Genomic DNA, 25,213 nt, shown 5'->3' on the forward strand with positions numbered 1-25,213 from the left:
GGCCGACCCGCTTCCGAGCCACACTCCGGCCGCCGCGACCGCGACGACACCGGCCGCGAGGGCCGGCACCATGCGGCGCAGGGATCGAGGAAAACGCGTGGACAAGGTCCTGCCTCCTGGGGGTGAAGAGACGGGCGGGGGTTCAGCGACCGTCGCACGTTCCAGGGCCGGACGCCACGCGTGCGCCTACTGAATGCAGCACACGTTTCGGCAACATTTGCCTGGCAGGGGCACTACTCACTGTGAGGATCGTCAATCCTTGACGGAGTCGCGGCCGCGCTGGACGATCAGCGGATCCGCGGGGCGGACCACCTCGGGGTCCCTGCCCTCGTAGTCGAACTGGTTCAGGAAGAACCGCATCGCGTTGATCCGGGCCCGCTTCTTGTCGTTGCTCCTGATCGAGGTCCACGGCGCGTGGTCGGTGTCCGTGTGCTCGATCATCGCCTCCTTGGCGGCGGTGTAGTCGCCCCAGCGGTCGAGCGACTCGATGTCCATCGGGGAGAGCTTCCAGCGGCGCACCGGGTCGATCTGCCGGATCGCGAAGCGCGTGCGCTGCTCGGAGTGGGTCACCGAGAACCACAGCTTGGTCAGCGCGAACCCGCTCTCGACCAGCATCTCCTCGAACAGTGGCGCCTGCCGCAGGAAGATCTCGTACTCGCGGTCGGTGCAGAAGCCCATCACCCGCTCGACGCCGGCCCGGTTGTACCAGGACCGGTCGAACAGCACGATCTCTCCCGCGGTCGGCAGCTGGGCGACGTACCGGTGGAAGTACCACTGGCCGCGTTCGGTCTCCGTCGGCCTGGTCAGGGCGACCACGCGGGCGGCGCGCGGGTTGAGGTGCTCCATGAACCGCTTGATCGTGCCGCCCTTGCCGGCGGCGTCGCGGCCCTCGAACAGGACGACGTGCCGGGTGGCCGTCTCCTGTGCCCAGTACTGGAACTTCAGCAGCTCGATCTGCAGCTGGTACTTCTCGGCCTCGTAGACATCGCGGTCGAGCCGCTCGTCGTAGGGGTAGTCCTCGCGCCAGGTCTCCACCGGGTTGCCACCCGGGTCGATCAGGTCCGGGTCGGAGAGGTGCTCGTCGTGCCGCACGCTGTACCCGCTGCGCAGGAGGTACTCCAGGTACTCGCGGAAGTTCTCACGGATCACCCCGTCAGTGTCGATCCTTCTCGTGAATGGCCGCTTCATCCCGGGCGAACACCACCATCCGGTTCGGACGCGAAAAGGGCGAGCTCGTCGTGGTCCATGGCTACGGGTTCCGGAGGTCCCGACGGACGAACCCCCACCAGCCGAGGGCGAGACCGGCGAGCGCGGTGCCGAACGGCAGCACGACGTTCCACGTCAGGCCCTTGACGAGCATCGCGTCGGCGACGTACCAGCGCCACGGCGAGATCCAGGTGAGCGGTTCGAGGCTGCCGGTCAGGTTGGACAGCGTGTAGAAGACGTAGCCGCCGATCCCGGCACCGGTGGCGATGCCGAGGGCCGGACCCTTGCGTCCGAGCACGGCGCCGAGGAGGAACGCGAAGCCGGCGAGGCCGACGGCCACCGCGAACGACGAAAGGGTGCCGTTGAAGGCGTCCGTCGCCGTCGCGCCGGCCGACGTGACGGTGGCGCCGTCGGGGGCGGTGGTGGTCACGTCGTCGTCGAGCCCGAACATCGGGTAGGAGACCACGAGGGACAGCCCGGACACCGCCGCGACGAGGCCGAGGATCGTGACCATCCCCAGATAGCGCGCGAGCACCACGGTGGACCGCGTGACGGGCTTGGACAGCAGGTACTCCAGTGTGCCGGTGTCCTCGTCACCGGCGATGGCCGCGACGCCGAGCACGACGCCGAGTGCCATGAGCATCCACGGGTACACGTTGGCGTACAACGCGATCCACAGGTATCCCAGCGGAGAGGTCGGGTCGATGCCCTGTCCGAGGCCGAGCAGAGAGGACATGGCCGCGCTGCTGCCCGCGCTGTCTCCCGACAGGCCCGACAGGGAGGGGTAGAACGCCGCCGTGGCCACGACCGTGATCACCACCCCGACCGTCCAGGCGGCGGTCGACACCAGCCGGTCGCGCTGCCACCGGCGGTACACCAGCCAGAACCCGGCCATCACGCCGGTGCCTCCGGCTCGAACATCTCCAGGAAGACCTCGTCGAGGTCGCGCCGCTCGGTCTCGACCGTCGTCGCGCCGAGCTGCGCCGCCCGGCGGAGCAGGTCGGTGACCGGCCCGTCCACCGTGACCACCAGGCTGCCGGCCTCCCCGGCCACGTCGGTGACGTTGGCGACGGTGGCCAACGCCTGCGGCCGGACGTTGCGCGGGAACCTGAAGCGGATCCGGTCGGCGGCCTGACGGCGCAGCTCCTCCATGGACAGCTCCCTGCTGAGGACCCCGTCCCGCACCAGCCCGACCCGGTCGGCGACCCGTTCGACCTCCGCCATCACGTGCGAGGTGAGCCAGATGGACGCGCCCTCGGACTTGCGCTCGGCGAGCAGCTCCCGGAACTCCTCCTGCAGCACCGGATCGAGCCCGCTGGTCGGCTCGTCGAGGATCAGCAGCTCCGGCCGGCTCATGAACGCCAGCACGAGGCCGACCTTGCGCCGGTTGCCGGTGCTGAGCTCGCGCACCGGTCGCTTCGGGTCCAGGCCGAACCGCTCGGTGAGCACGGCGGCGTCCTTCTGCCGCCGGTTTCCCTGCAGCGCGCCGAAGTAGGCGATCGCGTCGGCGCCGGTCATGGCGCGGGGCAGGTTGAGGTCGCCGGGCAGGTACCCGGTCCGGTTGCGGATCGACGGGTCGCTGCCGCTTCCGCCGAGGATCCGTGCGGTGCCCCGCGTCGGGCGGATGAAGTCGAGCAGCAGGCGTGCCGTCGTGGACTTGCCGGCCCCGTTGCGGCCCAGGAACGCGTAGCACTCGCCGGCCCGGACCCGCAGCGTCAGTCCCGACACGGCGGTCAGACTGCCCCAGGTCTTGGTGAGCCCCTCGGTTTCGATCACGTCTGTCATGTCGGTGGCCCTCTCGACGTGCGCGCATTGTGTCCCGCTGGCCGAAACGTCCACCTCATCCGCGCGGCATGACCCGCGCCTGTCAGTTACTGGCAGTTTCTCGGAAGGTACTCACGGTAAGGTCTCCAGGTCGGGTCGGACCACGGAGAGACGACAGCCGATGCGGTTCAGCATCATCGGCGCGACGGCGCTGCACATCGACGGTCGGTCCGTGCCACTCGGACCGCTGAAGCAGCGCGCCCTGCTCGCCCTCCTGCTCTACCACGCCGGCGCCCCGGTGCGGACGGACACGATCGTCGAGTACCTCTGGGACGACAGGGCACGGATCCACCACCGTCCCCATCTGCAGTCGCTGATCAGCCGGCTCCGGGCCGTGCTGCGCCGGGCGGGCGTCGGCGACCCGCTCGTCCGGTTGGGCACGAGCGACGCCTACCGCCTCGACGTCGATCGCGACCTGGTCGACTTCCATCTGTTCAAGAGCCTGGTGCGGTCGGCCCGTCGCGACGCGGACCGCGGCGACCACGAGACGGCGGCGACCGACCTCAGCACGGCACTCGGTCTCTGGCACGATGTGCCGGTCGCCGACCTGCGCGGTCCCCTCGCGGAGCACCTCCGCCGCGACATGAACCAGGTCCACCTGGAGGCCTCGAAGCTGTTGGCCGGGAGCCTGCTGGCGACCGGCCGGCACGAACCGGCCGCCGCGGTGCTCGAACCGTTGCTGCACGAGCACGACGTCGACGAGACGGTGGCCGCCCTGTGGATCTCGGTGCTCTGCGCGGTCGGCCGGAACACCGACGCCCGCGTCTACTACTCGGAGTTCCGGCAGCGTTTCCGCCGGACGATCCGGGCCGAGCCGTCGATCGACCTCCCCGCGACGATGCGGCGACCGGCGGGCGGGCGGGCGCCGGACACGGCGGTTCCCAACCAGCTACCGCCGGACATCCCGGACCACGTCGGCCACGAAGGCGTCCTGGCGGAGATCGACGCGCTGACCGGGTCGGGCCGGGTCATCGCGATCAGCGGGATGCCGGGCGGAGGAAAGACCTCGCTCCTGATCCGCTGGGCGCACCGGCAACGCCACCGCTTCGACGGGGTGCTGTTCCTCGACGCCCGCGCGTTCGGGCCCACGCCGCCCGTTCCGCCCGAGGAGGCGCTCGGCCGCTTCCTGCACGCCCTCGGCGTCCCGGCCGACCGGATCCCCGACGGGATCGAGGACCGGCACGAGCGCCTCAACTCCGTGCTCGCGGGCCGTCGCGTGCTCCTGCTGCTCGACAACGTGCGCGACACCGACCTGGTACGCGCGTTGCTGCCCAGCGGCGACACGTGCCTGACCCTGATCACGAGCCGGTCCCGGTTGCGGGGACTGACCATCCGGGACGGCGTGCGCTGCGTCACGGTGCCCCCGCTGCCCGCGGATGCGTGTCTGGCCATGCTCCGCGCACTCATCGGTGCCCGCCGCACCGACGCCGAGCCGGAAGCGGTGCTGAGGCTGGTCGGGATCTCGGGTGGGCTCCCGCTCGCCCTGCGGATCATCGGCGAACACGTCGCCGAACGCCCCCGTGCCCGGCTGGCCGACCTGGCCGACGAACTGCGCGACCACCTTCTCGACCTCGACGAGGACGACCCCGATGCCAGCCTCGCCGCGACGTTCAACTGGTCCTACGTCGACCTGGATCCGTTGTGCGCCAGGCTGTTCAGGGCTCTGGGCTGGTACCCGGGTCCGAGCTTCGGCGCCGGTGCCGCGGCCGCCGTTCTCGGTGTCGACGCCGCGGCCGCGCAGCGCCTGCTGAACCGGCTCGCGAAGGCGCACCTGGTGAGCCACCACGACACCGCCCGCCGGTACGTCGTCCATGACCTGTTGCGGCAGTACGCGGCGACGTGCGGCCGGCGCGAAGACACCCCGGAAGAGATCCGCGCGGCCCAGCGCAGGCTGCTCGACTGGATTCTTCTTTCCGCGGCGAACGCCGCCTCCCTCCTCGCCCCGCACCGGTCACCCGTGCCGGACCTTCCGGCCGTGACCGACGTCCGTCCCGAACGGTTCCTCGCCACCGACGCCCTCGGTGGACAGGAAGCCAGCGAGTCCGAGGCGTTGAAGTGGTGCATGGCCGAGCGCGAGAACCTGCTCGCGGTGACCCGCCTGGCGCTGAGGGAGGGCTTCCACCGGCACGGCTGGCAGATTCCGAACGCCGTGCACGAGATCTTCAATCGGTCCGGGGACCAGTCCGACACGCTCGAGTCGCAGCGGCTGGCCGTCGCCGCCGCACGGCTCGACCAGCATGTCTTCGGCGAGATCTGCAGCCTCAACAACCTGGGCGCCGCGAGCTTCGTCAGGCACGACTACGCCGGTGCGGTGACGAGCTTCGAGTCCGGACGGAAGCTGGCCCAGACCAACGGGTACCGGGCCGCCGAGCTGATCTGCCGGCACAACTGCGCGTCGGTCCTCCGGAGGACCGGAAATGCCGCCGAAGCCGCGCTCGTCTACGAGCAGGGGCTCGCCGTCTGCCGCGAGCTGTCGAACCGGCAGGGGGAGGCCGAGTACCTGCACGGGCTCGCCGACGCCCGGGACGACCTCGGCTCGACGGACCTGGCCGAGGCGTTGTACGCGCAATCGCTGGCGATCTGGCAGGACCTCGGCTCGCAGCGCGGGCAGGGAGCCGTCCACAGCCGGCTGGCGTCACTCCGGCTGCGGACCGGACGCCTCGAAGCCGCGCTGGAGAACTGCCACAAGGCGCTCGAGTTCCACGACCGCACCCACGACGAGGCAACCCGGTGCGACGCCCTGACGACAAGGGCCGAGGTCCACCTCCGGATGGGCCGGATCGCCGACGCCCGCGCCGACGCCCAGCAGGCGTTCGACGTGAGTGCGGAGCTCTCCGATTCCCGCCGTCACTGCCAGACGGCGTGCGTTCTGGCCGACATTCTGACGGCCACGGATAGTGGCCGAATCGCAGCGGAACGCATTGTCGGCGAGGCATTGGCGGTCTGGCGGGAAATGGCCGAGCCGCGCCCGGCCGGCATCGGCGAACGCCTTCTGGCGCTCGCGACGGAATTGAACGTGCGGGTAGCCTGAGCAATGTGGCGGTAAGCCCGGTGGCCGATTTCCCCGGGCGGAGAAACCGTGATCAACACGTGACCCCGGACCTCGGCCGCGAATTGCCTGGTCGCCGGCATCCGCGCGGCATCCATGCAGGTCAGAGCGAGTTGACCAATGGGCGGACGGACAGGATGATCACTTCCGTTTCTGGAGCGATCATTCCTACTAGCCGAGGGACGTCATGCCCTACTTTTGGCTGTTCGCCGTGGAGCTGGTCGAGAACGTCGGCGCGGTAGTCAGTTGCATGGAATACGTCCACGCCTTTCTGCTGACGTGCACGTCCAATGCCGCCGAGTTTCTCGCCGCTTGCTTCAGATAATCCGATCGGGGGTGGAGAAGGGCCGGATCCCCTCTCCACCCCGTCTTTTCTCTCCGTCTTTTTCTCCCCGTCTCTTTCTCTCCGTCATTTCATCGGCCGTTCTTTCCGAATGCCTCTCCCGCCACTCGCTGACTGTACGTCCATGGACGAGTAAGGTCAAGTCTGGGCCGTGGCGGTACGGGCGGGGTACGGCTGAGGAACGCCCCGGGTAACCGGCCGTGGTCGGCTGGCGTCATGGGGGAACGCAGATTGTGGCGCGCCGTCGTGGCCGTCCTGCTGATGCTGCCGCTCGCCGGGTCGGTGGCCCGGCCCGCACACCCGTCCGCCGAGAGGCCGCGCGGCACGGCGGCGACCGCACCGGGGGACGCGGCGATCGACCGGCCCACCCTCGACCTCGCCGAACAGTTGCTGATCCGCGAATGCATGGCGCGGCACGGGTTCCCGCTGTGGCTCGGGGAGCCGCCGCCCGAGGACGAGCAGCGCATGTTCCCCTACGTCCTCGACGACGTGGACTGGGCGCGGCGGCACGGCTTCGGTAGCGACATCGCGGCCGCGGCACAGGATCGCCGCCGCGACGACCCCAACCAGCGGTACTTCGACGGCCTGCCTCCGGCCCGTCGGGCCGCCGCCCTCGTGGCGCTCAACGGCGCCCGCCCCGAAGGGCTCGAAGCACGGCTGCCGTCGGGTGGCGTGGTGCGGCGCAGCGCCGACGGCTGCCGGTCCGAGGCGGAGCGCCGGCTCTACGGCGACCTGCAGGCGTGGTACCGGGCGCGCCGGGTGGTGGCGAACCTGTCGGTCGTGCGGTCCGGCATGGTGCTCGCCGACCCGGCGTACGCGGCGGCGCTGCCGGCGTGGGCGCGGTGCATGCGCGGGCACGGGTACGCGGTCGACTCGCCGGCCCACCTGCGCCGGACGGTGGTCGACCGGGCCCGCGACGCCGAGGTGGCCGCCGCCGTCGCGGAGGCGACCTGCGCCGCCGCCGGTCTCGCCGCGACGGCGCGGGACCTGGACGCCCGGTACGACGCCGAACTGGCGCAGCGGTACCGGTCCGACATCGAGACCAAGCGCCGCCTCGAACTCGCCGCCGACCCGCGCGCCCGCGCGATCGTCGCCGCGGCGGAACCCACCCGCTGAGCCGTCCCGACCGGGGACGGCCGCAACCGGAAGGAAACCATGAGACGCCTGCACGCAACCGTCGCCGGCCTCGCGACGCTCGCCGCCCTGCTGGCCGGCACACCCGCGGCGACCGCCGCTCCAGCGGCACCGGCGGGTCCGGCGGCACCGGCCGGTCCGGGTGACGTCCGGCCCGCCGTCCGGGTCGACGTGCCGTACCTGACCCCACTCGGCGGCGCTGGCGTGGGCGACGTCGCCGCCGCCGGTCCCAACGGGTACTTCTACGCCTACGAGCACGCCCAGTTCACCGGCCGCTGGTGCGCATGGGAGGGCTACGCCAAGAACTGGGGCAACCCGGGCGGGGGCGGCACCGGCGGCCAATGGGGCTGCAACCACAACGACGGGTTCGACAACATCGCCACCTCGGTGTGGAACAACGGCTACTACACCCCGCCGGTGAGCGCCGTCTGGATGTTCCGCGACGCCTTCTTCGGCGGTGGGACGTGGATGTGCATCGACGCCGGTGACTACTGGGCCGACTTCACCCTCGGTATCGAACGGTGGAGCGACGGATCGCCGGCCGACAACACGATCAGCTCGCACAACTGGGGCAACACCTGTAGGTGACGAGCGGCCGGACGGGCGCGTGAACCGTGCCCGTCCGGCACCGTACCGACCCGCGGCGCGGACGGGGCGGCCAGTGCCGGATCGTCGGCGAGCATCGCCCGGTGCAGCCGGCGCAGGTCGCGACCGGGTTCGAGGGCGAGCTGCGCGGCGAGTTCGGCGCGGCCCTCGCGGTAGACCCGAAGGCCGTCCGCGGTCCGCCCGCTGCGGTGCAGGGCCAGCATGAGCTGACCGCGCAACGCCTCCCGCAGCGGGTACCGGCGGACCAGCCCGGTCAGCTCGCCGACCAGTTCGGCGTGCCGGCCGAGGTCCAGCTCGGCCCGCAGCCGGTCGGCGACGGCGGCGAGCCGCAGCTCCTCCAGGTGGTCGGCCTCGGCCCGGATCAGCGGGTCGGTGCCGTCGGCGAGGGCCGGCCCGCGCCACAGGTCCACCGCGCTCCGCAACGCCTCCGCGGCCGGCTCCGCCCGGCCGGCGCCGAGCAGCTCGCGACCCCGTCCCGCGGCGGCGTCGAACCGGTCCAGGTCCAGCTCGCCCGGCTCGGTGCGCAACCCGTACCCGTCCCGCCAGGTCTGGACCCGGTCCGCGCCGAACTCCGCCCGCAGCGCCGAGATCTGTTTGCGGACCTGGGTTCCCGCGCTGGCCGGTGGCTCGTCACCCCACAACAGCCGGACCATCCGGTGCACCGGCACCATCCGCCCGCGACCGAGCAGCAGCGCCGCCAGTACGGTGCGCCGCTTCGGCCCGGCCAACGGCACCCGCCGCCCGCGCCGCAGCGCCTCGATGGGTCCCAGTACCCGGAACTCCGTCTCCGACAATGCCCCTCCCCGGTTCGACGCCGGCGACAGTAACCGCCGCGGCGGCACCGGACATTGACGCGCGCCACACTTTCGGCGCCGCGTCAGCGAGACGTCACCGGCGCGCGAGCGGCCGACCCGTGCGGTGCGGCGGGGCGTCAGGGGTCCGTCAGCGACGCCCGGCGGGACCGGGAGCGGCGATCAGGAGGGCGAGGCCGACGTGACGCAGGTCGACGACGCGGAGATCATGAGGTCGTCGGCGTCGTTGTAGAAGACGCGGGCGTGGAAGCCGTCGCTGACCCGCTGGACGCCCACGCCGGTCACGGTGCCGTCCGGGTCCTTGGTCTCGTTGAACGGCCGGAAGCCGTTGCCCAGCCAGTAGGTGCGCAGGTTGTCGACCGCGGTGCGCACCTCGCCGTCGTAGTTGAGGACGTCGTAGGTGTGCTCGACGGCGTAGTCGTCGCCGGACGGGGCGAATCCCGGTCCGCACGGCAGTTCGTTGCGGGCGAAGATCTCGATGGTGGCGACGGCCGAGAGGTGCGTGACCGCGTCCTTGATGAGGGCGTCGACGGCGTCGGCCGCCTGCTGTCGGGTCAGCATGCTGGTGGGCTCCGGATTCGGTCGCGGGTTCGAGGTGCCGGTGCAGCCGGCCGCGGCCGGCGCGGCGACGAGTGCGAGGACGAGAGCGAGGACGGCCGGGCGGATGCGCATCACGACACCTGCTCGGGCCGGCCGGTGATGATGTTCGCCATGTTGGTACGGGCGGGGTTGCCGTCCTCCCAGTAGTCGAGATGGGCGTCGACGAAGTTGAAGCCGTCCTCCCAGGTGAACTGCGGGGTGCCGGGGTCGCTGGTGAACACGCGGCCGCCGAAGCCCTTTCCGGCCGGGTTCTCGCCGTGGACGAGGTTGTCGTCCCAGCCCGCGTGCTGGATCGGGTCGTTCCTGGCGGTGGTGGCCCACACGTGGTCGGCCGGGTTGCCGTTGATGTTCAGGTCGCTGGCCTGGTCGACCTCGACGCCGGGGCTACCGACGAGGATGAGCTCGTCGGCGTCGAGCCCGGCCGACTCGGACGCGGCCTGCCCGGCGACCGTCGACCCGTAGCTGTGGCCGACGACGGTGTTGTGCGACGGCGACCCGGTGTCGTGGGTGACGCGCAGCCCGTCCTGGAACCGGCGCAGGTCGGGGGCGCCGGCCTCGGCGTAGGAGTCGCTGATCGCGTTGGGGACGACCTGGTCCGGCGCGTCGTAGCCGAGCCACCAGATGCCGACCGTCTGGTGCGTGCGGTCGGTGACGTTGGCGTCGCGGACCATCACGTCGGTACGCCGGATCTCACCCGGTGCCCAGCTCAGTTCCGTCTGCGTGCCCGGGATGTAGGTGAAGACGTTGTCCGCGCCGTCCGGATCGCCCATTGCCACGATCGCCTTTCCGTCGCCGCTGGTGTCGAGCCCGAGCAGGTATCCGCGCGGCAGCGTGGTGTCACTGGAGTCGAGCCGGTTGTTGATGCCGTTGAGCCCTTTCAGTTTGCCGTCGACGTCGGCCTTCTGGCCGGTCAGGACGCGCAGCTCCATCATGTAGGCACCGAGCGGGTTGCCGGCGTTGGGATAGACCTCGCCGAGGCGTCCCTGTTTGTGCATCGCCTCCAGGTACGACAGGCGGTCGGCGATCTCCTGCCGGCGGGCGTTGTAGCGGTCCAGTTCGTTGTCGAGCACGATGCGGTTCGCGATGTCGCGCGCCGCGGACGGCACCCCGTCGAGCGCGCCGATCAGCTCGGGGTACTCCGTCTGCACGTACTGCTGCTCCAGCGGGGTCAGGCCGTTCCACCACGCCGCGACCAGCTTCGGGTCGGTGCCCTTGGCCGGGATGCTGTCCTTGGGCACGAACGCCGTCGTGCCGGGCGGCGGCGGCCCGAGGGTGGCGATCCGGCGGGCGACGTCACCGTCGAGGTCCTGCGCCGCGCGGACGATGTCGTCCTCCTCGGCGCGGATCTTGCGCAGGTTCTCGACCTGCACCGGCGACTGCGGGTCCTTAGTGACGACCCAGGCGCCGGCGCTGTCGCGGGTGATGCCGACCGCCCTGCCCCGGTCGACGAGGTCGAGCGTCTGGTTGCGCAGCCGCCGCAGCGCCTCGCCGAAGCGGGACAGCTGCTGCGACATGCCGACCAGCGCCGGGTAGTGGCCGGCCAGTTCCTTGCGCAGGTTGTCGTAACGGGTGAGCCCGGCCGCGGACGCCGGTCCCTCCTCCCACGCCTCGGTCAGCCGGGCCAGTTTCGGCATCATCGCGTCGGCGCCGGCGTCGAGGCCGTCGGCCAATTCGTTCCACGCCACCGACGCCCTGAGGTACCTGTCGGGCTCCGCGTCGAGCACCTGCTGCAGTGTGACCATCGTCCGTCCCCCGTGTCCGGCCGTCGTGGACGCGGATCCGGCATCCACCGACTTCATTGTGTGGCACGATGAGGTCCTTCGATCATGTGGGAGGTGCCAGGATGCGCGTTGATCCGCTGCGACTGCGGCAACTCGGCCACGATGTGCAGGATGACGCCGCCGACGTCCGCGCCCTGCTCTCGGCCACCGGCAACCGGCTCGCGGTGACCGGCACCGCGGCCGCCCCGTGGCAGGCGGCCGGGGCCGCGTCCGGCGTCACCGACGCGTGGCGCGTCGAGCTCGAGGGCGCCGCCGGCCGGCTGAAGCACACCGGCGAGCTGTTCGTCCGCGCGGCCGAGGACTACATGGCGACCGACGCGTGGTCCGCGTCGCGGATCGGGCAGAGCCGCAGATTCGAGTAGCCCGCGCCGGGCGGGCCCTGGGCTACGCGCGGACCAGGCGGTTCGCCAGGGTCGACATGGTGTACGTGCCGATGCCGAGCACCACCTCCAGCGCGTTGCGGGTGGTGAACCCGGCCGCCAGGAAGGCGCTCACCTCGTCCTCCGGGACCTCGCCCGCCGTCGCCAGCACCCGCAGGGTGAACTGCCGCAGCGCCTCGAGCCGCCCGTCGGCCAACGGCTGCCCGGACCGCAGGGCGGCGATCTGCTCGGCGTCGGCGTTCAGTTCCCGGAGCCGGCGGGTGTGCATGGAGACGCAGACCCGGCAGTTGTTGCGGGTGGCGATCGTCATGACGACGACCTCCCGGCCGAACGGGTCGAGCGTGCTGGCCTCGAACAGCCCGCTGGCCTGGAGGAATCCGCCCAGCATCTCGGGCGACTCGGCGAGTAGGGCCACGGCCGGTGGGAGGTGGCCGAGGTGCGCGACAGTCGACTCGATCAACGGCCGGGAGGCAGCGGGGGCGGAGTCGAGGGTGTGCTGAGGAAACATGTCGGGTCCCATACAATCGTCAACGTGGTTGTCGAAATGGTAAACCAAGTTGTCGAGATTGCCTATGGCTGAGACGCCGGGCTTCGAGCTTCCCCTGCTGCTGTTCGCCGGCTTCCGGGCCCTGATCGACCAGCTGCACGCCGAGTTGGCCGAGCGGGGGCATCCGGACGTCCGTCCGGCCCACGGGTTCGCGATGCAGGCGATCGGCGTGCGCGGCGCGACCGCCAGCGAGATCGGGCGCCGCCTCGGCGTGTCGAAGCAGGCCGCCGGCAAGACCGTCGGCCGGCTCGCGGAACTCGGCTACGTCGAACGCGTCGACGACCCCCTGGACGCCCGGCGCAAGCTGATCCGTCTCACCCCGCACGGCATCGACTCGCTCACGACGTCGGCGGCGATCTTCGACCGGCTGCGGCAGCGCTGGTCGGAGACGCTCGGGGCGGACCGCCTCGAGCAGCTGGAGTCGTCGCTGCGCACCGTCGTCCCCGACGCCGGCTTCCCGGTGGACGTTCCCGGATGGTTCGGCTGACACGGCAGTGGTTCCCGCTGGGCTCTGCATTCTTACGCGGCTCTGCATTCCTACGGGGCTCGGCGGCCATGGCCGCCGAGCCCCGCTCCCGTGGACGCGGACCCGGTGCGTCGACTACGCGTCGGTCAGGCGCGCACGGTCCACCGCTGGTTCGCGCCGCCGTTGCACGACCACACGATGATCCTGGTGCCGTTCGCGGTGCCCGCGTTGTTGGCATCGACGCACAGCCCGGACTGGACGCTCGTGATGGTGCCGTTGGCGTTGACGTTCCACTGCTGGTTGAGCCCGCCGTGGCAGTCCCAGATGATGACGGCCGTGCCGTTGGCGGTGCCACCCCCGGACACGTCCAGGCACTTGTTGCCGTACACCATCAACTGCTTGGCGGCGGTGTACGCCCACCGCTGCTTCGCGCTGCCGTCGCAGTCCCACAACTGCACCTGGGTGCCGTTGGTGGTACTGGCGTTGGGCACGTCGATGCACCGGCCCGACTGGCCGCCGACGATCTGTCCGCTCTGCTGCTGGCCGCCGCCCTGCCGCCTGACCAGCGACGTGGACTCGGCCGACCGGTTGCCCTGCGCGTCGACGACGTAGAGCCGGTAGTCACCCGCCGTCGCCGGAACCGCGATGGTGGTGGCGGTGCCGTCGGCCGTGGTCATCGTCGGTCCGGCCGCGAAGTTCGTCGTGCCGGACGGGGCCAGCCAGATCCTCCTGCTCGCGTCGCCGGTGCTCCGGATCCGGATCGACGACGTCCCGCTGCCGACGAACGTGCTTGCCGGCAGGACGTAGTTCGGCCAGGACATCCGGTTCGCCGGGATGATGTCCCGGAACGAGTCCTCGATCCCGGAGTTGACGGCGATGTCGTACGCCGCCGTGGGCCATACGTAGTCGCCGTAGACCAGGATGTCCTGGACGGTGCTGTTGGGCAGGTTCTTGTTGGACACCTTGTTGATCGGGCCGTAGGTGTTCGTGATGCTCAGGTCGTGCTTGCGCCCGAAGTCGTCGGAGTTGATCATCCAGGTGATGTTCTTGTCGACGCTGAGCACGTTGTCGCGGAAGGTGATGTAGGCCGAGCCTTCGTCGGGATGGAGGCCGTACCGGTGGCCGGCCGGAACCCCCTGGAAGTAGTTGGAGGTGACGGTGGTTCCCGGCTGGCTGCCGAGCGTGTAGACGGGGGCCGTGTCGGCGAGACGCTGCACCGCGTCGATGATCTGGTTGTTGCTGATGGTGTTGTTCCGCGCGGTCGTGGTCGGCCGGTTGGGCGCGATCGAGCCGGATGACCCGTCGAAGTTCCACCATCCCCAGCCGAGCGTGATGCCGGCCCACGGAGCCTTCTCGATGCGGTTGTGCTGCACCGTCAGGGTGTCGACGAAGTACGCCGAGATGGGGCTGTGCCCGTTGAACAGCACCGCGCTGTCATAGATGTAGTTGTTCCTGATCTCGATGTTCCTGGGGAGTCCCTCCACCTGCGTCGGGTACTTCTCGCGGTTGGTCGACGTGTAGTCCCCGATGTAGACGTGCTGGGGGTGCCCGACGGTGATCGCCGATCCGGCGATGTCGTTGGTGTGGTTGCCGATCAGCTGACTGCTCTGCACGTCGTTGATCATGTTGATCCCGTCGGCACCGGTGTGCTGGACCCGGTTGCGCAGGAACTGGATGCCGTCGGCGTTCTGGACGTGGACGATCCCGGGGGTGACGTCGACATTGCGGTAGTAGTAGACGTGGAAGTTCTGCCGCGCGTAGGCCTGCGCGCCGAGGTTTCCCTGTTGGGCCTGCTTGAACGCGGCACCGGCGACGGTGAAGAGGTTCCAGTCGGAGTGCTGCACCGTCAGACCCGAGAACGAGATGTTGCGCGCATGGCTGGTCGTCGACGTGCCGGCGACCCGCAGCACGGTGGACACGGTGGTGGGCGCGAAGACCGTCGCGGTCGACATGTTCTCGGAGTCGGCCTTGTAGTAGTAGACCGTTCGGCTCGTCTTGTCGAAGTAGAACTCGCCCGCCGTGTCGAGGAACTCGTAGGCGTTCATCACCTTGTGGCTGCCGTTGATCTGCGCGTTGCCGTTGTACGCGCCCTGGGCGATGGCGGCACCCGGCTGCTGGAACAGCGCCACCCGGCTGGCGCCGTCAGAGCTGGTGGTCACCTGGCGAACGCCCACGATGGCCGTGGTCCAGGTCGTCGCCGTCTCGATCTCGAGGTCGTCCTGGTTGCGGGCGACGGCCGGGAAGTCGGCCAGACTGTACCTCGCGCCGTCGCACTGCGAGCCGGACTCCCACGCCCAGGGGGCCTGCCCCGCCGTGACGGTGTACGTTCCGTAGCACCCGCCCGAGTTGATCGTCTTCGCGGCCATGACCGCACGCTTCTCGTTGACGTAGAGCGTGCGCAGCTTGGTGGCCCGGTCCAGCGGTGCCTTCCAGATGTTGCCGCTGTGCTGGGTCCATCCGGTGACCCGCACCCCGCCCTCGAGCACCGGCGTCTCGTTCGGATAGGCGGCGTAGACGACCCGGTAACCGTTGGTGCCGGAGTCGCCCGGCCCGAACTCGATCGTGCTGCTGACCGGATAGCTTCCGCCCCGCAGGTATACGTAGATGTCGCCGGTCATGCCCGTGTTCGCGGTGCGGACGACGTCCCGTGCGCGTTGCACGGTCCGGAACGGTGACGTGATCGTCCCGGTGTTGCCGTCGTCTCCGTCCGGCGCGACGTAGTACGTCGCCTGAACCGCGGCCAGGGCGGGGGACCGATCGACCGCTGCGACCATCAACGTGGCGGAGATGAAGGTCGCAACGGCCAGGAACAACTTTCCAGCGGTATGAATGGCCGCTTTCACGTGGTGCTCCTTCGTTTCGGGGGTGTGGGGACGCCCGGCGCGCCGAGACCGTCGAGGCGGTGGGCTCGGCGTCACCGGGGCAGGCCGGCGGCACGGTCGACCGTGCGGTGCGACCGTGCGGTAGTCCGCTGATCGGGACTGGCAGCCGTTCCCTCACCGCGGCCGTCGACCTTCGGCGCTGACACCACGGTCGGAGCCCTGAATCGGCACGACCGGGCGGCCAGGCGGACATGGCGGGGTGTCGGCGTTGACGCCAGGTGTCGCGTGGCGCGCTGCCGAAGGTGAGGTGGAGGTGGACGTGCCACACTCATAAATCGGCATACGTATGATGTCAGATCGGCCCGGAAGGTTCAATCGGCGGCGGCCGGCACGCGGGGCGGAAACCGCCGCGCCTCCGGGTGGACATGTCGCGGGCGTCGATGCGTCGGTACCGGTGTCATCCCCATCGATGCACCGGAGAAACCATGATCGGTCTGTTGCTGACATCCGTCGCGACGGTGGCACTGGCGGCCGTGCCGGTGAAGCCGCGCTGGTCTGGCAGCCGGCCCCGGGCCTGTGGGCCATGGTGATGATCAACGGTGACGAGGCGGCCCTGGTCAAGGCGGGCGGTCAAACTCGACCGCACCTTCCGGGTGGTCGTCCCGTTCACGGTGGGCGGTGGTCACCTCCGGGCCGTACTGCCAGGACGGCATGGACCCGACCGAGTGCGGGCGGGTCACGGTGCCCCTGGTGTCGGTACGGATCGACTTCGGACACACCGTCGTCACGCCATCCTGCGCTCGTCACGGTACGACGGACCGGCGGTGGGGGTCGGTGGGGACGATGCCGGCGGCCTCGAAACGTTGCTCCAGTGTCTCCAGATCGTGGGTGTGCCGGAACCTCTTCTCGGCCGCCGTGATGGGCAGCAGCCACAACACCCGGATGTGCCCGCCCGGGACGGTGCAGGTCTCCAACCCGGGCCCCCACGGGTACGGCAGGCTGAGCAGCAGGTGATCGCAGCTGGACCCGCGGACCCACGGCCGGCCGATCGGCACGGTGTGGCCGTGGTCGAGCGTGTAGTCGCCGCCGGTGGCGTGGTAGTAGGCGACCATGGTCAGGGTTTCGACGTGCACCACGTCATCGGCAACAGGGGCGTGCAGCACGGTCTCCAGGCCATGGCCGTCTTTCTGGGTGGCGTCCCACAGGCCGGCGGTGGCGTACAGGTGGCCGCCCTCGCTGAGCGTCAGGCTCAGGATGTGCAGGCCCGGTACCAGCTCGGGGATCCGGCCGGGGGCCGGCGGCAGGACGGCGATCTCCTGGCCGGGGAAGCGGTCGTGGAGATGCTCCAGCATCGCTTGGGCCGCCGGCGTCAGATCGTGATCCACGATTCGCAGTGTCACACAACCGGTGACGGGGTTCGAGGGGGACCATCGCCAGCTAGGAGACCGAAGGGTTCGTGTGCTGTGGCAAGCCGAACGGCGACGGCGAAGGTGTGCCGGCCTTCCACGGTGCGAGCACGCTCGGTCGATCAGGAGAACTCGACGCGCCGGTCCGTCTGCTCGCTCAGTCCGTTCTCCACAACGCGGATCGCGTTCTCCACCGAGATTCTGCTGCCCGGCTGGTCGGTCGAGGCGAGAGCCCAGTTGCGACCGGACGTCGAGTCAGACCCGTCGACGATGTGTCCGCTCACCGCCAAGCCGGACGCGGCCAGGGCCACGGCCGCGACGAGACGGACGAACCCGCAAGACTGCCGCCGGGCACTGCTCTGTCGCTTCACTGATCTTCCTCTCTGGAAGCTCGGCAGACATCCGGGCGAGGTCCCTGCGCAGCTGGTCAGACCCGGGTGGGGGACGGCTCGCACTGTCTGGATCACGGCAATTGTGACGCAGGGGCACCGTCTGAGGCAACGGGAGGACCGGCGTATGGCGGGCCGAGGCCATGAGGGGAAGCAAATTCGCTCGACGGGTCTGTGGTGGTGGGGTTTCGATGATCCGGACCGCGCAAAGGAGCCGCCTCGTGACCACCGTTCGTCCTGCCATCACCGGTGAGCTGGTCGGGCGGCTGGTCGACACGCAGTTTCCCCGGTGGGCCGGCCTGCCGCTGCGGCTGGTCGAGCCGGCCGGGTCCGATCACGTGATTCATCGGCTGGGCGACGAGTTGGCGGTTCGGCTCCCTCGCCACGCCGGCGCCATCGGGCAGGCCGAGAAGGAAGCGCGATGGTTGCCACGACTGGCCCCGCACCTGCCGCTGCCGGTACCGGTGCCGGTCGCGGTCGGGCGACCCGGCTTCGGATACCCCTGGCCGTGGGCGGTCTCCCGCTGGTTGGACGGCGAGATGGCGACCGTCGAAGGGCTGGCCGACGCACCGCACACCGCCGTCGTGCTGGCCGGATTCCTCGACGCGCTGCAGCGGGTCCCATGTACCGAAGGCCCATCCGGTGACACGCGCACGCTGGCGGACCGCGACGGTGAAACCCGCGCCGCGATCGCGCGGGCGGCGGGCGTCTTCGACGCCGCCGCCATGACCGTCCTATGGCAGGCCGCGCTCGACGCGCCGCGATGGGACCGGCCACCGGTGTGGTTCCACGGCGACTTCCACACCGGCAACCTGCTCGCCGTTCGCGATCGCATCCGCGCGGTCATCGACTTCGGCGGCCTCGGCGTCGGCGACCCGGCCCGGGACATGACCATCGCCTTCACCCTCCTGTCGCCGGGCGGGCGGGCCACCTTCCGGAAAGCACTCCGTGTGGACGAAGCGACCTGGACACGCGGCCGCGGATGGGCACTCGCCACCGGACTGAACGCCTACCACTCCTACGCCGCCACCAACGCCCGGGTGGCAGCACAGACCACCCGGCAGATCACACAAGCGCTGGCGGGCTGACCGCCCGAACCTCGAGCGGCGCTGCGGAACCTCGGCGCGGCGTCCCGGGTCCGCGCCGCGGCCCGACGACGTTCACCGTGGTCCTCGACGTCTGACCGACGCACCGCCGGCGGGCACCGGAACCGGCCGCCTCGCGGGTGGCGCATACGCTGGGCCGGTGGTGAGGCATTGACCGGCGTGCTGCGGTTCCAGTTGCTGGGCCCCGTGGCGGCGACGCTCGACGGCCGGCCGGTCGACCTGGGCCGGCGGCGGGAGCGTCGCCTGCTGGCCCTGCTGCTGCTCGACCCCGGCCGACCGGTGGCCGTCGACCGGCTGATCGGGCTCATGTGGGACGACGAGCCACCCCGCGACCCGCGGGCCACCCTGCACGTCCACGTGTCCCGGCTCCGCGGCCGGCTGCCGGACCCGGACCTGCTGGTCCGCAGGGACTCGGGCTACCTGCTCGACACCCCGCCCGCGGCGGTCGACGCGTACGAGTTTCTCGCCGCCGTCGAACGGGGACGCGACGAGCCCGACCCGGCCCGGCGGGCGGACCGGCTCCGCGCGGCGCTGGCCCTGTGGCGCGGCGACGCGCTCGCCGACGTCATGCCGGACCGGCTGCGGCGGACGTTGTGCGCGGGCTGGGAGGAGACCCGGCTCGCCGCCCTCGAACTCCGCCTCGCCGCCGAACTGGTGACCCACAGCGCGGAGACGGTCGCGGAACTCGCCGACCTGGCGGCGCGGTACCCGGAGCGGGAGCGGTTCACCGCCCTCCGGATGGAGGCGCTGCACCGCTCGGGACGGCAGCAGGAGGCGCTGGCCGTCTTCGACGAGCGGGCCCGATCGGTGGCCGACCGGCTCGGGCTCGACCCGGGACCCGAGCTTCTGGAGCTACGCACCGCGATCCTGCGCGCCGCCGACCCACCGTCCACAAAGGACGTACCGGCCCAGCTTCCCGCGGACGCCGCGGTGTTCGTCGGGCGCGAGGCCGAGATCGACCACCTGACCGGCGTGATCGCGGCCCGTCCCGCCGGTACCGCCGCCGTGGTGACCATCGAGGGCATGCCCGGCGTGGGGAAGACCGCCCTCGCGACGCACCTCGCGCACCGGCTCCGGGCCGACTACCCCGACGGCCAGCTGTTCCTGGACCTCCGCGGCTTCGCCGACGGCATCGCACCCGTCGACCCGGCCGACGCGCTCGACCGGCTGCTGCGCGACCTCGGCGTCGCCGGCGACGCCATCCCGGCCGGGGTCGCCGAGCGGTCGGCCCGGTTGCGGACCGAGCTCGCCGGCCGACGGGTGCTCGTTCTGCTCGACAACGCGGCCGGCGAGGCGCAGGTGGCGCCGCTGCTGCCGGCGTCGCCGGGCTGCCTGGTGCTGGTGACCAGCCGGCGCAGCCTCGCGGGCCTCGACAACGCCGTGCCGCTGGAGCTGCCGCTGCTCTCGGCCGACGACGGCACCGCTCTGCTCTCGAGGCTGCTCGGCGATACCGACCGACCCGGGCTCGCCGAGCTGGTGGAGCTCTGCGGGCGGCTACCGTTGGCGCTGCGGCTCGTCTCGGCACGCCTGCGCCACCGTCCATCGTGGACGGTGGAGCAGCTGGCGTCGCGGTTGCGCGACGAACACGCCCGCCTCGGCGAGCTGTACGCGGGCGAACGCAGCGTCGGCACGACGATCGCGTTGTCGTACCACCACCTCGCCGACGAGCAGCGGGCGCTCGTTTGCACGCTGGGGCGGCTGCCGGTCGCCGAGGTCGACGTGCGGCTCGCCGCCGCGGCGGCCGGGCTCGACACGGTGGCCGCCCGCCGGCTGCTCGACCGGATCGTCGACGCGCACCTGCTGGAGGAGCGGGTGCCGGGCCGCTACCGGTTCCACGACCTGGTGCGGCTGACCGCCCGCGACCTCGCGACGGACGAGGACGGCACCGCCACCCGGCGCCGGTTCCTCACGGCGTACCTGCACACGCTGCACCGGGCCGTCGCGGTCGTTCGGTTCGGCCGGCTGCCGGGCCACCTTCTGGAGGCGCCCGCGCTCACGCGCGTCCCATTTCTTCGGGACCACGACGCGGCCGCATGGCTACGCGACGAGCGCGACAACCTGGTGACCGTGGTCCGGCACGCCGCCGAGCACGGCGACCACGACCTCACGTGGCAGTTGGCCGCGACCCTCGGACGGCTGTTCCCGCGCGAACACCGGTGCGACGAATGGCTCGTCACGTCGGACCTCGGTGCGCGGGCCGCGGCCGCGCTCGGAAAGCCCCGGGCGGCCGCGCTGATGCGGGTCGACGCCGGCAACCGGCACTACACGCTCGGGCGGGCCGACCTGGCCCTCGACGACCACCTGGCGGCGCTGGCCCTGGCCGACGACGCCGGCGACGACCTGCTCGTCGGCTACCTCAGCGCGTACACGGGCCGGATCCACCAGGCGCTCGGCCAGGCCGACCGCGCCGAGGCCGCGTACCGGCGCGCGCTGGCGAACCCCGGGTTCGTCGCCGACCGGCGCGAGGCCGCGTACACCGAGCTCGACCTCAACGCGATCCACGTGGCGCTGGGGCGGTACGACGTGGCCGGCCGCGGATACCGGACGTCGATCGACGTCGCCCGCCGGTTCGGTGACCGGAACCTGGAATGCTTCGCCCACTACAACGTCGCCCACTTCCTGCTGCTCCAGGGCGACCTCGCGGCGGCCGAGGAGCACGCGCGCGCCGCGGTGGACCTCGCCGCGCGGATCGGCTACCCGGTGCGGGAGGCGCGCGGCTGGGAGAAGCTCGGCGAGGTCCTCGACACGGCCGGCCGCGTCGAGGAGGCGGTCGACGCGTGGACCCGCGCGGCGGCGGTCTACGAGTCGGTGGCCGACCCGCGGGCCGCCGACCTGCGACGCCGGGCGGAGAAGTCCCGATGGCAAGGGCGGTGAAAGGCCGGTACGCCATCATGGTCACCGATCTGCGCACTCCGGCGTAGCACCTGCCACGGGGGAAGGTGCTACGCCGCACTCTTCTTCACCCGACGACGGCGCTACGCCGCACCCGGCCCGACGTGGCGGCTCCCGGGAGCCGCGCAGGACCTGGGCGGAGTGCAGGTCGGCATCCACCGCCAGACCCGGGTCACTGGTGCGCACCTTCCCACCGGCCGCCAGCGCCCGGCGGAGGAACGCCACGTCGAACGGGCGGCCCAGGCGACGCCGGTCGGCTTCCAGCTCCGTCAGGCGAGCGGCCACCACGTCGGTGGTCGCGGGCGCGTCGACGGGAGCGGGGACCGCCAGCCTCCGCATCGTCATGCCCAGCACCACCATGGCCTCGCCGCTCGGCACGGTCACCAGGGACCACCAGCGGGGCGAGTCCAGGAACGACTGCGGGATCCGGAGGTCGGGTTCCATCCGGATGAGTATCGCCCGGCGGGGGAGTACGCGGCGCCCGAGTGGGTCCGCCGGGCCCGGTCCGGGGGGATGGCCGGGCCCGGCGGGGCTCATCGGCGCTGAACCGTCAGCGCCGGTACCGTCAGCGCCGCGCCGGCGCGTGGCACGCGCCATTCCGGCGCGTCCGCCGCGGATCGGGCGCTGGCCGGGAACGCCGGGATCGTCTGCGCGCACACGCTTCCGTCGGCCGGCAGGGTCAGGTCGTTCAGGTAGGACAGCGCGGCCTGCAGGACGCACGGGTTGAACTCGGTCAGCGAACCGTGGCCGTCGCCGGCGTAGGTCAGCAGCCGGGCGTTTCCGAGCTGCGCCACGTACCGCTGGCCCCAGACGTACGGGGTCGCCGGGTCGTGGGTGCCGGCGATGACCAGCGCGGTCTGCGCCGACGACGGGTTCGTGAACGGACCGCGGAAGGCGCCCTTCTGCGGCACCGGGTACACCGCGTACGGGATGTCGCCGTAGCCCGAGAACCACCAGAAGTGCGGCGACACACCGAATCCGTGCCGGCCCGCGTCCATGTAGGCGTCGATGTCGCGGTTGATCCGCAAATCCTGCGCGGTCGTGGTGAAGAAGACGCCGCTGGGCGGCCACGTGCCGTCGGTGCGGCGCCCGACCGACGCGTCGAGCAGGTCGCGCATCAGGCTGGCGTTGCCGGACCGCGTCTGCGCGAGCGCCGCGGCGAACGGTGCCCACCGCCGCTTCGAGTAGAGGATGTCGAGCGCCACCATCAGAACGTCGTCGCCGCCGACCGGATCCTTGAAGACGGAGTCGGGTGCGGGCATCGGACTGCGGTTCAGCCGCGCGACGAGGTCGTCGAACGCGTCCTGCGGGTTGGCGCCGCCGAATCCGCACGCGGTCTGGTCGAGGGCGCACGCGGTGAGGAAGCGGCGCAACGCGTCCTCGAAGCCGGCCGCCTGCTCGCGGGTCGCCTCGAACGTGCGGTTCACCCACACGTCGGGGTCGACGGGCGCGTCGAGGAGCAGCGCCCGCGCCCGGCCGGGGAACAGGCTCGCGTACGTGGCGCCGATGTGGGCGCCGTGCGACAGGCCGACGTAGGTGAGCTTGCGGTCGCCGACGGCCGCGCGGAGCAGGTCGAGGTCGCGGGCGGTGTTCGCGGTCGCGAGATACGGCAGGATGTCGGCGTTGCGGCGCACGCAGCGGGCCACGTACTCCTTGGCGTCGCGGACCAGGGCGGCCCTGTCGGCGTCGGCCGGGCGGGGGAACCGCACGTTGACGCCGCCGGAGTTCTGCTCCTCGTCGGTGAGGCAGTCGACGGCCGGGCGGCTCGCGCCGATGCCGCGCGGGTCCCAGCTCACCACGTCGAAGCGGGCGAACGCGTCGAGCGCGCCGGGCGGCGCCGTCTTGAGGAACTCCAGCCCGGACACGCCGGGCCCACCCGGGTTGACGAACATCGACCCGATCCGGGTGGCCTGGTTCTTGGCCGGCCACCGGATGACGGCCAGGTCGATCGTCGGCCCGTGCGGACGTGCGTAGTCGCGCGGCACCTTCGCGGTCGCGCACTGGAGCCCGGGATCACAGTCCTTCCAGTCGAGGACGGGCACCGGCGCGGAACCGGTCTCCGGCGCCGCCGACACCGGCACCGAGGCCGTCGCACCGGTGGCCGCGGCGGTGACCAACGCGAGGAGAATGGCGACGAGCGCGCGTCGTCGCCGGGGCGGGATGAGCGGATGCATGAGGGCACGAGACCACCCGTCACCGGGCCGCGACCATACGCACAATTCCGTACGCTTCCCGGCCCGCGTCGGCGCCGCGCTTCCTCAGCGGCGCCGGGTCCGATGGATTTCTTGGCTGATGTCAAGAACGCGCGGTTGGCTCCGACCGGGTGGCGAGCTGACGATGAGGGAGCGGGAAATGGGCAGGGTGACGGCGCAGCTGTCGGTGTCGCTGGACGGGTTCTACGCGGGTCCGCGATTCGACGGACCGGAAGGCGACTGGATGGCGTCGGCCGAGTCGGCGGGGTTCTTCCGCGTGACGCGGTGGGTGATCGACGCGATGGCGTGGCGTGAGCGGCAGGGGTTCGCGGGCGGCGAGCAGAGCACGAACTCCGAGATCATCGAGGAGCATTTCGCGGCGGCCGGCGCCTACGTGATGGGCCGGCGGATGGCCGACGGTGGCGAGGTTCCGTGGGGCGAGGAGCCGCCGTTCCGGGCACCGGTGTTCGTGGTCACCCACCGGGAAAGGGCGATGCTGGGCCGCAAGGGAGGTACGAGCTTCACGTACGTCACCGACGGGATCGCCAGCGCGGTCGAGCAGGCGCGCGCCGCGGCGGGTGGAAAGGACGTCGCGGTCGCCGGTGGCGGAACGCTGCTGCGGCACGTCATCCGGGCCGGCCTGCTCGACGAGCTGGAACTGCACATCGTGCCCGTGGTGCTGGGAACCGGGCTGCGCCTGTTCGACGCAGACCTCGACCTCGCCGACAAGGAGGCCATCGAGCTGACCCCGTTACGGGTGGTGCCCACACCGGAGGTCACGCACGTCCGCTACCGGATCGACGGACGGGCGCCGCTGCACCTCGACAACCGGGGCGCTTCCTGAACGTGCCTTCCTGGAGCGTGGCCTCAGTCCTTGGGCTTGGCGGGCTCCCAGGACATGCCCCAGTTGTAGGCGATGTCGAGCGCCTCCTGCTTGAACCTGACCGGCGGCACCACGACGATGTACCGCGCCTCCCGGCGCACGATCATCTCGCCCTGGACGTTCTCGATCAGCGCGAGCGCCACCATCCGGGAGTTCACGGTGCACTCGTCGAGCCGCATCTCGATCGGCGGGCCCTGCTGCGGGTGGAGCGTGGCCACCGCGTCGAGGCCCTGCCACGAGTCGGCGCCGTCGTAGATGTCGGCGAAGATCAGGATGCGCTTGATCTTGTCGGCGTGGTCGAGGTTGATCGTGAGGTTTTCGCCGTCGGAGCCGCCGGTGCGGTCGTCACGGTCGAGTTGGACGTAGGGCCGCTCGGTCAGCGAGCCGAACTTGTTGCCGACCGGTGTGACGTGGCCGATGCTGCCGTCGGCCATCTCCCAGAACGCGCACAGGTCGAGGTCGATGTCGGGGAGCTGTGCGGCCTTGCGCTTGCCGAAGAGGCCGCGCTTCTCCATGCCGCGCATGCTCCACTTCAGGTTGACCCGCATCGCGCCGCCGGTGGAACCCTGCTTGGTGAGGGACACGGCCGGCGCCTGCTTGGTCAGCGTGATCTTGCTCAACCGCACGGGCGGAGACGGGGGAACGGGCGCCACGGACGGAGCGGGCGCAACCGGGGGAGCGGGCGGCGCCGGCGGAGCAGAGGGCGGCGCCGGCGGAGCAGAGGGCGGCGCCGGCGGCGCAGAGGGCGGCGCCGGCGGCGCAGAGGGCGGCGCCG

At 71.3% G+C, this 25,213-nt stretch carries 21 protein-coding genes; 8 read left to right on the plus strand and 13 right to left on the minus strand.

Annotated elements, in window-relative coordinates; genetic code table 11:
* Positions 1–252: 252 nt before the first annotated feature.
* From ppk2 to Voc01_RS33265, 3 genes are all read right to left on the minus strand, one after another.
* A complete protein-coding gene (gene ppk2 / locus Voc01_RS33255) occupies positions 253–1,149 on the minus strand; it encodes a polyphosphate kinase 2 (RefSeq protein ID WP_239160640.1) in 897 nt (298 codons plus the stop codon).
* 100 nt (positions 1,150–1,249) lie between these two features.
* Positions 1,250–2,101 carry a DUF2705 family protein gene (locus Voc01_RS33260; protein ID WP_203931600.1) on the minus strand — a complete coding sequence of 284 codons (852 nt, stop codon included), beginning with the start codon at positions 2,099–2,101 and terminating at the stop codon, positions 1,250–1,252.
* Positions 2,101–2,991 carry an ABC transporter ATP-binding protein gene (locus Voc01_RS33265; protein ID WP_203931601.1) on the minus strand — a complete coding sequence of 297 codons (891 nt, stop codon included), beginning with the start codon at positions 2,989–2,991 and terminating at the stop codon, positions 2,101–2,103. The genes Voc01_RS33260 and Voc01_RS33265 overlap by 1 nt, the downstream gene beginning before the upstream one ends.
* Before the next feature lie 160 nt (positions 2,992–3,151).
* On the opposite strand from Voc01_RS33265, the gene Voc01_RS33270 reads away from it, so the two are divergent.
* The 3 genes from Voc01_RS33270 (at position 3,152) to Voc01_RS33280 (ending at position 8,144) form a co-directional block, all read left to right on the plus strand.
* Positions 3,152–6,061, plus strand: coding sequence for an AfsR/SARP family transcriptional regulator (locus Voc01_RS33270; protein WP_203931602.1), 2,910 nt, complete (start codon positions 3,152–3,154; stop codon positions 6,059–6,061).
* 577 nt (positions 6,062–6,638) lie between these two features.
* A complete protein-coding gene (locus tag Voc01_RS33275) occupies positions 6,639–7,538 on the plus strand; it encodes a hypothetical protein (protein ID WP_203931603.1) in 900 nt (299 codons plus the stop codon).
* A gap of 39 nt (positions 7,539–7,577) precedes the next feature.
* Complete coding sequence (locus Voc01_RS33280) at positions 7,578–8,144, plus strand: hypothetical protein (protein ID WP_203931604.1); 567 nt, start codon at positions 7,578–7,580, stop codon at positions 8,142–8,144.
* Here the strand turns inward: Voc01_RS33280 and Voc01_RS33285 are convergent.
* The 3 genes from Voc01_RS33285 to Voc01_RS33295 form a co-directional block, all read right to left on the minus strand.
* Positions 8,045–8,956, minus strand: a complete 912-nt coding sequence (locus Voc01_RS33285; protein ID WP_203931605.1) for an AfsR/SARP family transcriptional regulator — start codon at positions 8,954–8,956, stop codon at positions 8,045–8,047. The two genes, Voc01_RS33280 and Voc01_RS33285, sit on opposite strands and share 100 nt — an antisense overlap.
* A 180-nt stretch (positions 8,957–9,136) precedes the next feature.
* On the minus strand, positions 9,137–9,646 hold the full coding sequence (locus tag Voc01_RS33290; RefSeq protein ID WP_203931606.1) for a hypothetical protein: 510 nt from the start codon (positions 9,644–9,646) through the stop codon (positions 9,137–9,139).
* Positions 9,646–11,316 (minus strand): alpha/beta hydrolase, encoded by a 1,671-nt coding sequence (locus Voc01_RS33295; RefSeq protein ID WP_203931607.1) that lies wholly within the window; start codon positions 11,314–11,316, stop codon positions 9,646–9,648. The genes Voc01_RS33290 and Voc01_RS33295 overlap by 1 nt, the downstream gene beginning before the upstream one ends.
* Before the next feature lie 101 nt (positions 11,317–11,417).
* Between Voc01_RS33295 and Voc01_RS33300 the strand changes: the two genes are divergently transcribed.
* On the plus strand, positions 11,418–11,717 hold the full coding sequence (locus tag Voc01_RS33300) for a hypothetical protein (protein WP_203931608.1): 300 nt from the start codon (positions 11,418–11,420) through the stop codon (positions 11,715–11,717).
* 22 nt (positions 11,718–11,739) lie between these two features.
* Here Voc01_RS33300 and Voc01_RS33305 read toward each other — a convergent pair whose 3' ends face one another.
* A complete protein-coding gene (locus tag Voc01_RS33305) occupies positions 11,740–12,243 on the minus strand; it encodes a carboxymuconolactone decarboxylase family protein (protein WP_203931609.1) in 504 nt (167 codons plus the stop codon).
* A 64-nt stretch (positions 12,244–12,307) separates the two neighbouring features.
* Here Voc01_RS33305 and Voc01_RS33310 point away from each other — a divergent pair, with 64 nt between their 5' ends.
* Entirely contained in the window at positions 12,308–12,769 is a 462-nt protein-coding gene (locus Voc01_RS33310) for a MarR family winged helix-turn-helix transcriptional regulator (protein ID WP_203931610.1), read from the plus strand.
* A 125-nt stretch (positions 12,770–12,894) separates the two neighbouring features.
* Here the strand turns inward: Voc01_RS33310 and Voc01_RS33315 are convergent, their stop codons facing one another.
* The 3 genes from Voc01_RS33315 to Voc01_RS33325 form a co-directional block, all read right to left on the minus strand.
* Positions 12,895–15,522: a ricin-type beta-trefoil lectin domain protein gene (locus tag Voc01_RS33315; RefSeq protein ID WP_373873903.1), complete on the minus strand. Its 2,628-nt coding sequence runs from the start codon at positions 15,520–15,522 to the stop codon at positions 12,895–12,897.
* Between the two features lie 851 nt (positions 15,523–16,373).
* A complete protein-coding gene (locus tag Voc01_RS33320) occupies positions 16,374–16,955 on the minus strand; it encodes a suppressor of fused domain protein (RefSeq protein ID WP_203931612.1) in 582 nt (193 codons plus the stop codon).
* Positions 16,956–17,098: 143 nt separating this feature from the next.
* Entirely contained in the window at positions 17,099–17,347 is a 249-nt protein-coding gene (locus Voc01_RS33325; protein WP_203931613.1) for a hypothetical protein, read from the minus strand.
* 239 nt (positions 17,348–17,586) lie between these two features.
* Here Voc01_RS33325 and Voc01_RS33330 point away from each other — a divergent pair, with 239 nt between their 5' ends.
* Entirely contained in the window at positions 17,587–18,453 is an 867-nt protein-coding gene (locus tag Voc01_RS33330; protein WP_239160641.1) for an aminoglycoside phosphotransferase family protein, read from the plus strand.
* Between the two features lie 177 nt (positions 18,454–18,630).
* Positions 18,631–21,345, plus strand: coding sequence for an AfsR/SARP family transcriptional regulator (locus Voc01_RS33335; protein ID WP_239160642.1), 2,715 nt, complete (start codon positions 18,631–18,633; stop codon positions 21,343–21,345).
* A 21-nt stretch (positions 21,346–21,366) separates the two neighbouring features.
* Here the strand turns inward: Voc01_RS33335 and Voc01_RS33340 are convergent, their stop codons facing one another.
* Positions 21,367–21,807 carry a hypothetical protein gene (locus Voc01_RS33340; RefSeq protein WP_203931616.1) on the minus strand — a complete coding sequence of 147 codons (441 nt, stop codon included), beginning with the start codon at positions 21,805–21,807 and terminating at the stop codon, positions 21,367–21,369.
* A gap of 89 nt (positions 21,808–21,896) precedes the next feature.
* Positions 21,897–23,537, minus strand: coding sequence for an alpha/beta hydrolase (locus Voc01_RS33345; RefSeq protein ID WP_203931617.1), 1,641 nt, complete (start codon positions 23,535–23,537; stop codon positions 21,897–21,899).
* A gap of 178 nt (positions 23,538–23,715) precedes the next feature.
* Here Voc01_RS33345 and Voc01_RS33350 point away from each other — a divergent pair, with 178 nt between their 5' ends.
* Positions 23,716–24,399: a dihydrofolate reductase family protein gene (locus Voc01_RS33350; protein ID WP_203931618.1), complete on the plus strand. Its 684-nt coding sequence runs from the start codon at positions 23,716–23,718 to the stop codon at positions 24,397–24,399.
* Positions 24,400–24,422: 23 nt separating this feature from the next.
* On the opposite strand, the gene Voc01_RS33355 is transcribed toward Voc01_RS33350, so the two are convergent.
* Positions 24,423–25,064, minus strand: coding sequence for a TerD family protein (locus Voc01_RS33355; RefSeq protein WP_203931619.1), 642 nt, complete (start codon positions 25,062–25,064; stop codon positions 24,423–24,425).
* Positions 25,065–25,213: the final 149 nt, after the last annotated feature.

This window comes from Virgisporangium ochraceum, assembly GCF_016863655.1.
Taxonomy (GTDB): domain Bacteria; phylum Actinomycetota; class Actinomycetes; order Mycobacteriales; family Micromonosporaceae; genus Virgisporangium; species Virgisporangium ochraceum.

Excerpts from the sequence above, each read along its gene's own strand:
- Voc01_RS33260 (WP_203931600.1), bottom strand. The coding sequence starts at position 2,101 with ATGGCCGGGTTCTGGCTGGTGTACCGCCGGTGGCAGCGCGACCGGCTG.
- Voc01_RS33265 (WP_203931601.1), bottom strand. The coding sequence starts at position 2,991 with ATGACAGACGTGATCGAAACCGAGGGGCTCACCAAGACCTGGGGCAGT.
- Voc01_RS33270 (WP_203931602.1), top strand. The coding sequence starts at position 3,152 with ATGCGGTTCAGCATCATCGGCGCGACGGCGCTGCACATCGACGGTCGG.
- Voc01_RS33275 (WP_203931603.1), top strand. The coding sequence starts at position 6,639 with ATGGGGGAACGCAGATTGTGGCGCGCCGTCGTGGCCGTCCTGCTGATG.
- Voc01_RS33280 (WP_203931604.1), top strand. The coding sequence starts at position 7,578 with ATGAGACGCCTGCACGCAACCGTCGCCGGCCTCGCGACGCTCGCCGCC.
- Voc01_RS33290 (WP_203931606.1), bottom strand. The coding sequence starts at position 9,646 with ATGCGCATCCGCCCGGCCGTCCTCGCTCTCGTCCTCGCACTCGTCGCC.
- Voc01_RS33295 (WP_203931607.1), bottom strand. The coding sequence starts at position 11,316 with ATGGTCACACTGCAGCAGGTGCTCGACGCGGAGCCCGACAGGTACCTC.
- Voc01_RS33300 (WP_203931608.1), top strand. The coding sequence starts at position 11,418 with ATGCGCGTTGATCCGCTGCGACTGCGGCAACTCGGCCACGATGTGCAG.
- Voc01_RS33305 (WP_203931609.1), bottom strand. The coding sequence starts at position 12,243 with ATGTTTCCTCAGCACACCCTCGACTCCGCCCCCGCTGCCTCCCGGCCG.
- Voc01_RS33310 (WP_203931610.1), top strand. The coding sequence starts at position 12,308 with ATGGCTGAGACGCCGGGCTTCGAGCTTCCCCTGCTGCTGTTCGCCGGC.
- Voc01_RS33315 (WP_373873903.1), bottom strand. The coding sequence starts at position 15,522 with ATGGTCGCAGCGGTCGATCGGTCCCCCGCCCTGGCCGCGGTTCAGGCG.
- Voc01_RS33340 (WP_203931616.1), bottom strand. The coding sequence starts at position 21,807 with ATGGAACCCGACCTCCGGATCCCGCAGTCGTTCCTGGACTCGCCCCGC.
- Voc01_RS33345 (WP_203931617.1), bottom strand. The coding sequence starts at position 23,537 with ATGCATCCGCTCATCCCGCCCCGGCGACGACGCGCGCTCGTCGCCATT.
- Voc01_RS33350 (WP_203931618.1), top strand. The coding sequence starts at position 23,716 with ATGGGCAGGGTGACGGCGCAGCTGTCGGTGTCGCTGGACGGGTTCTAC.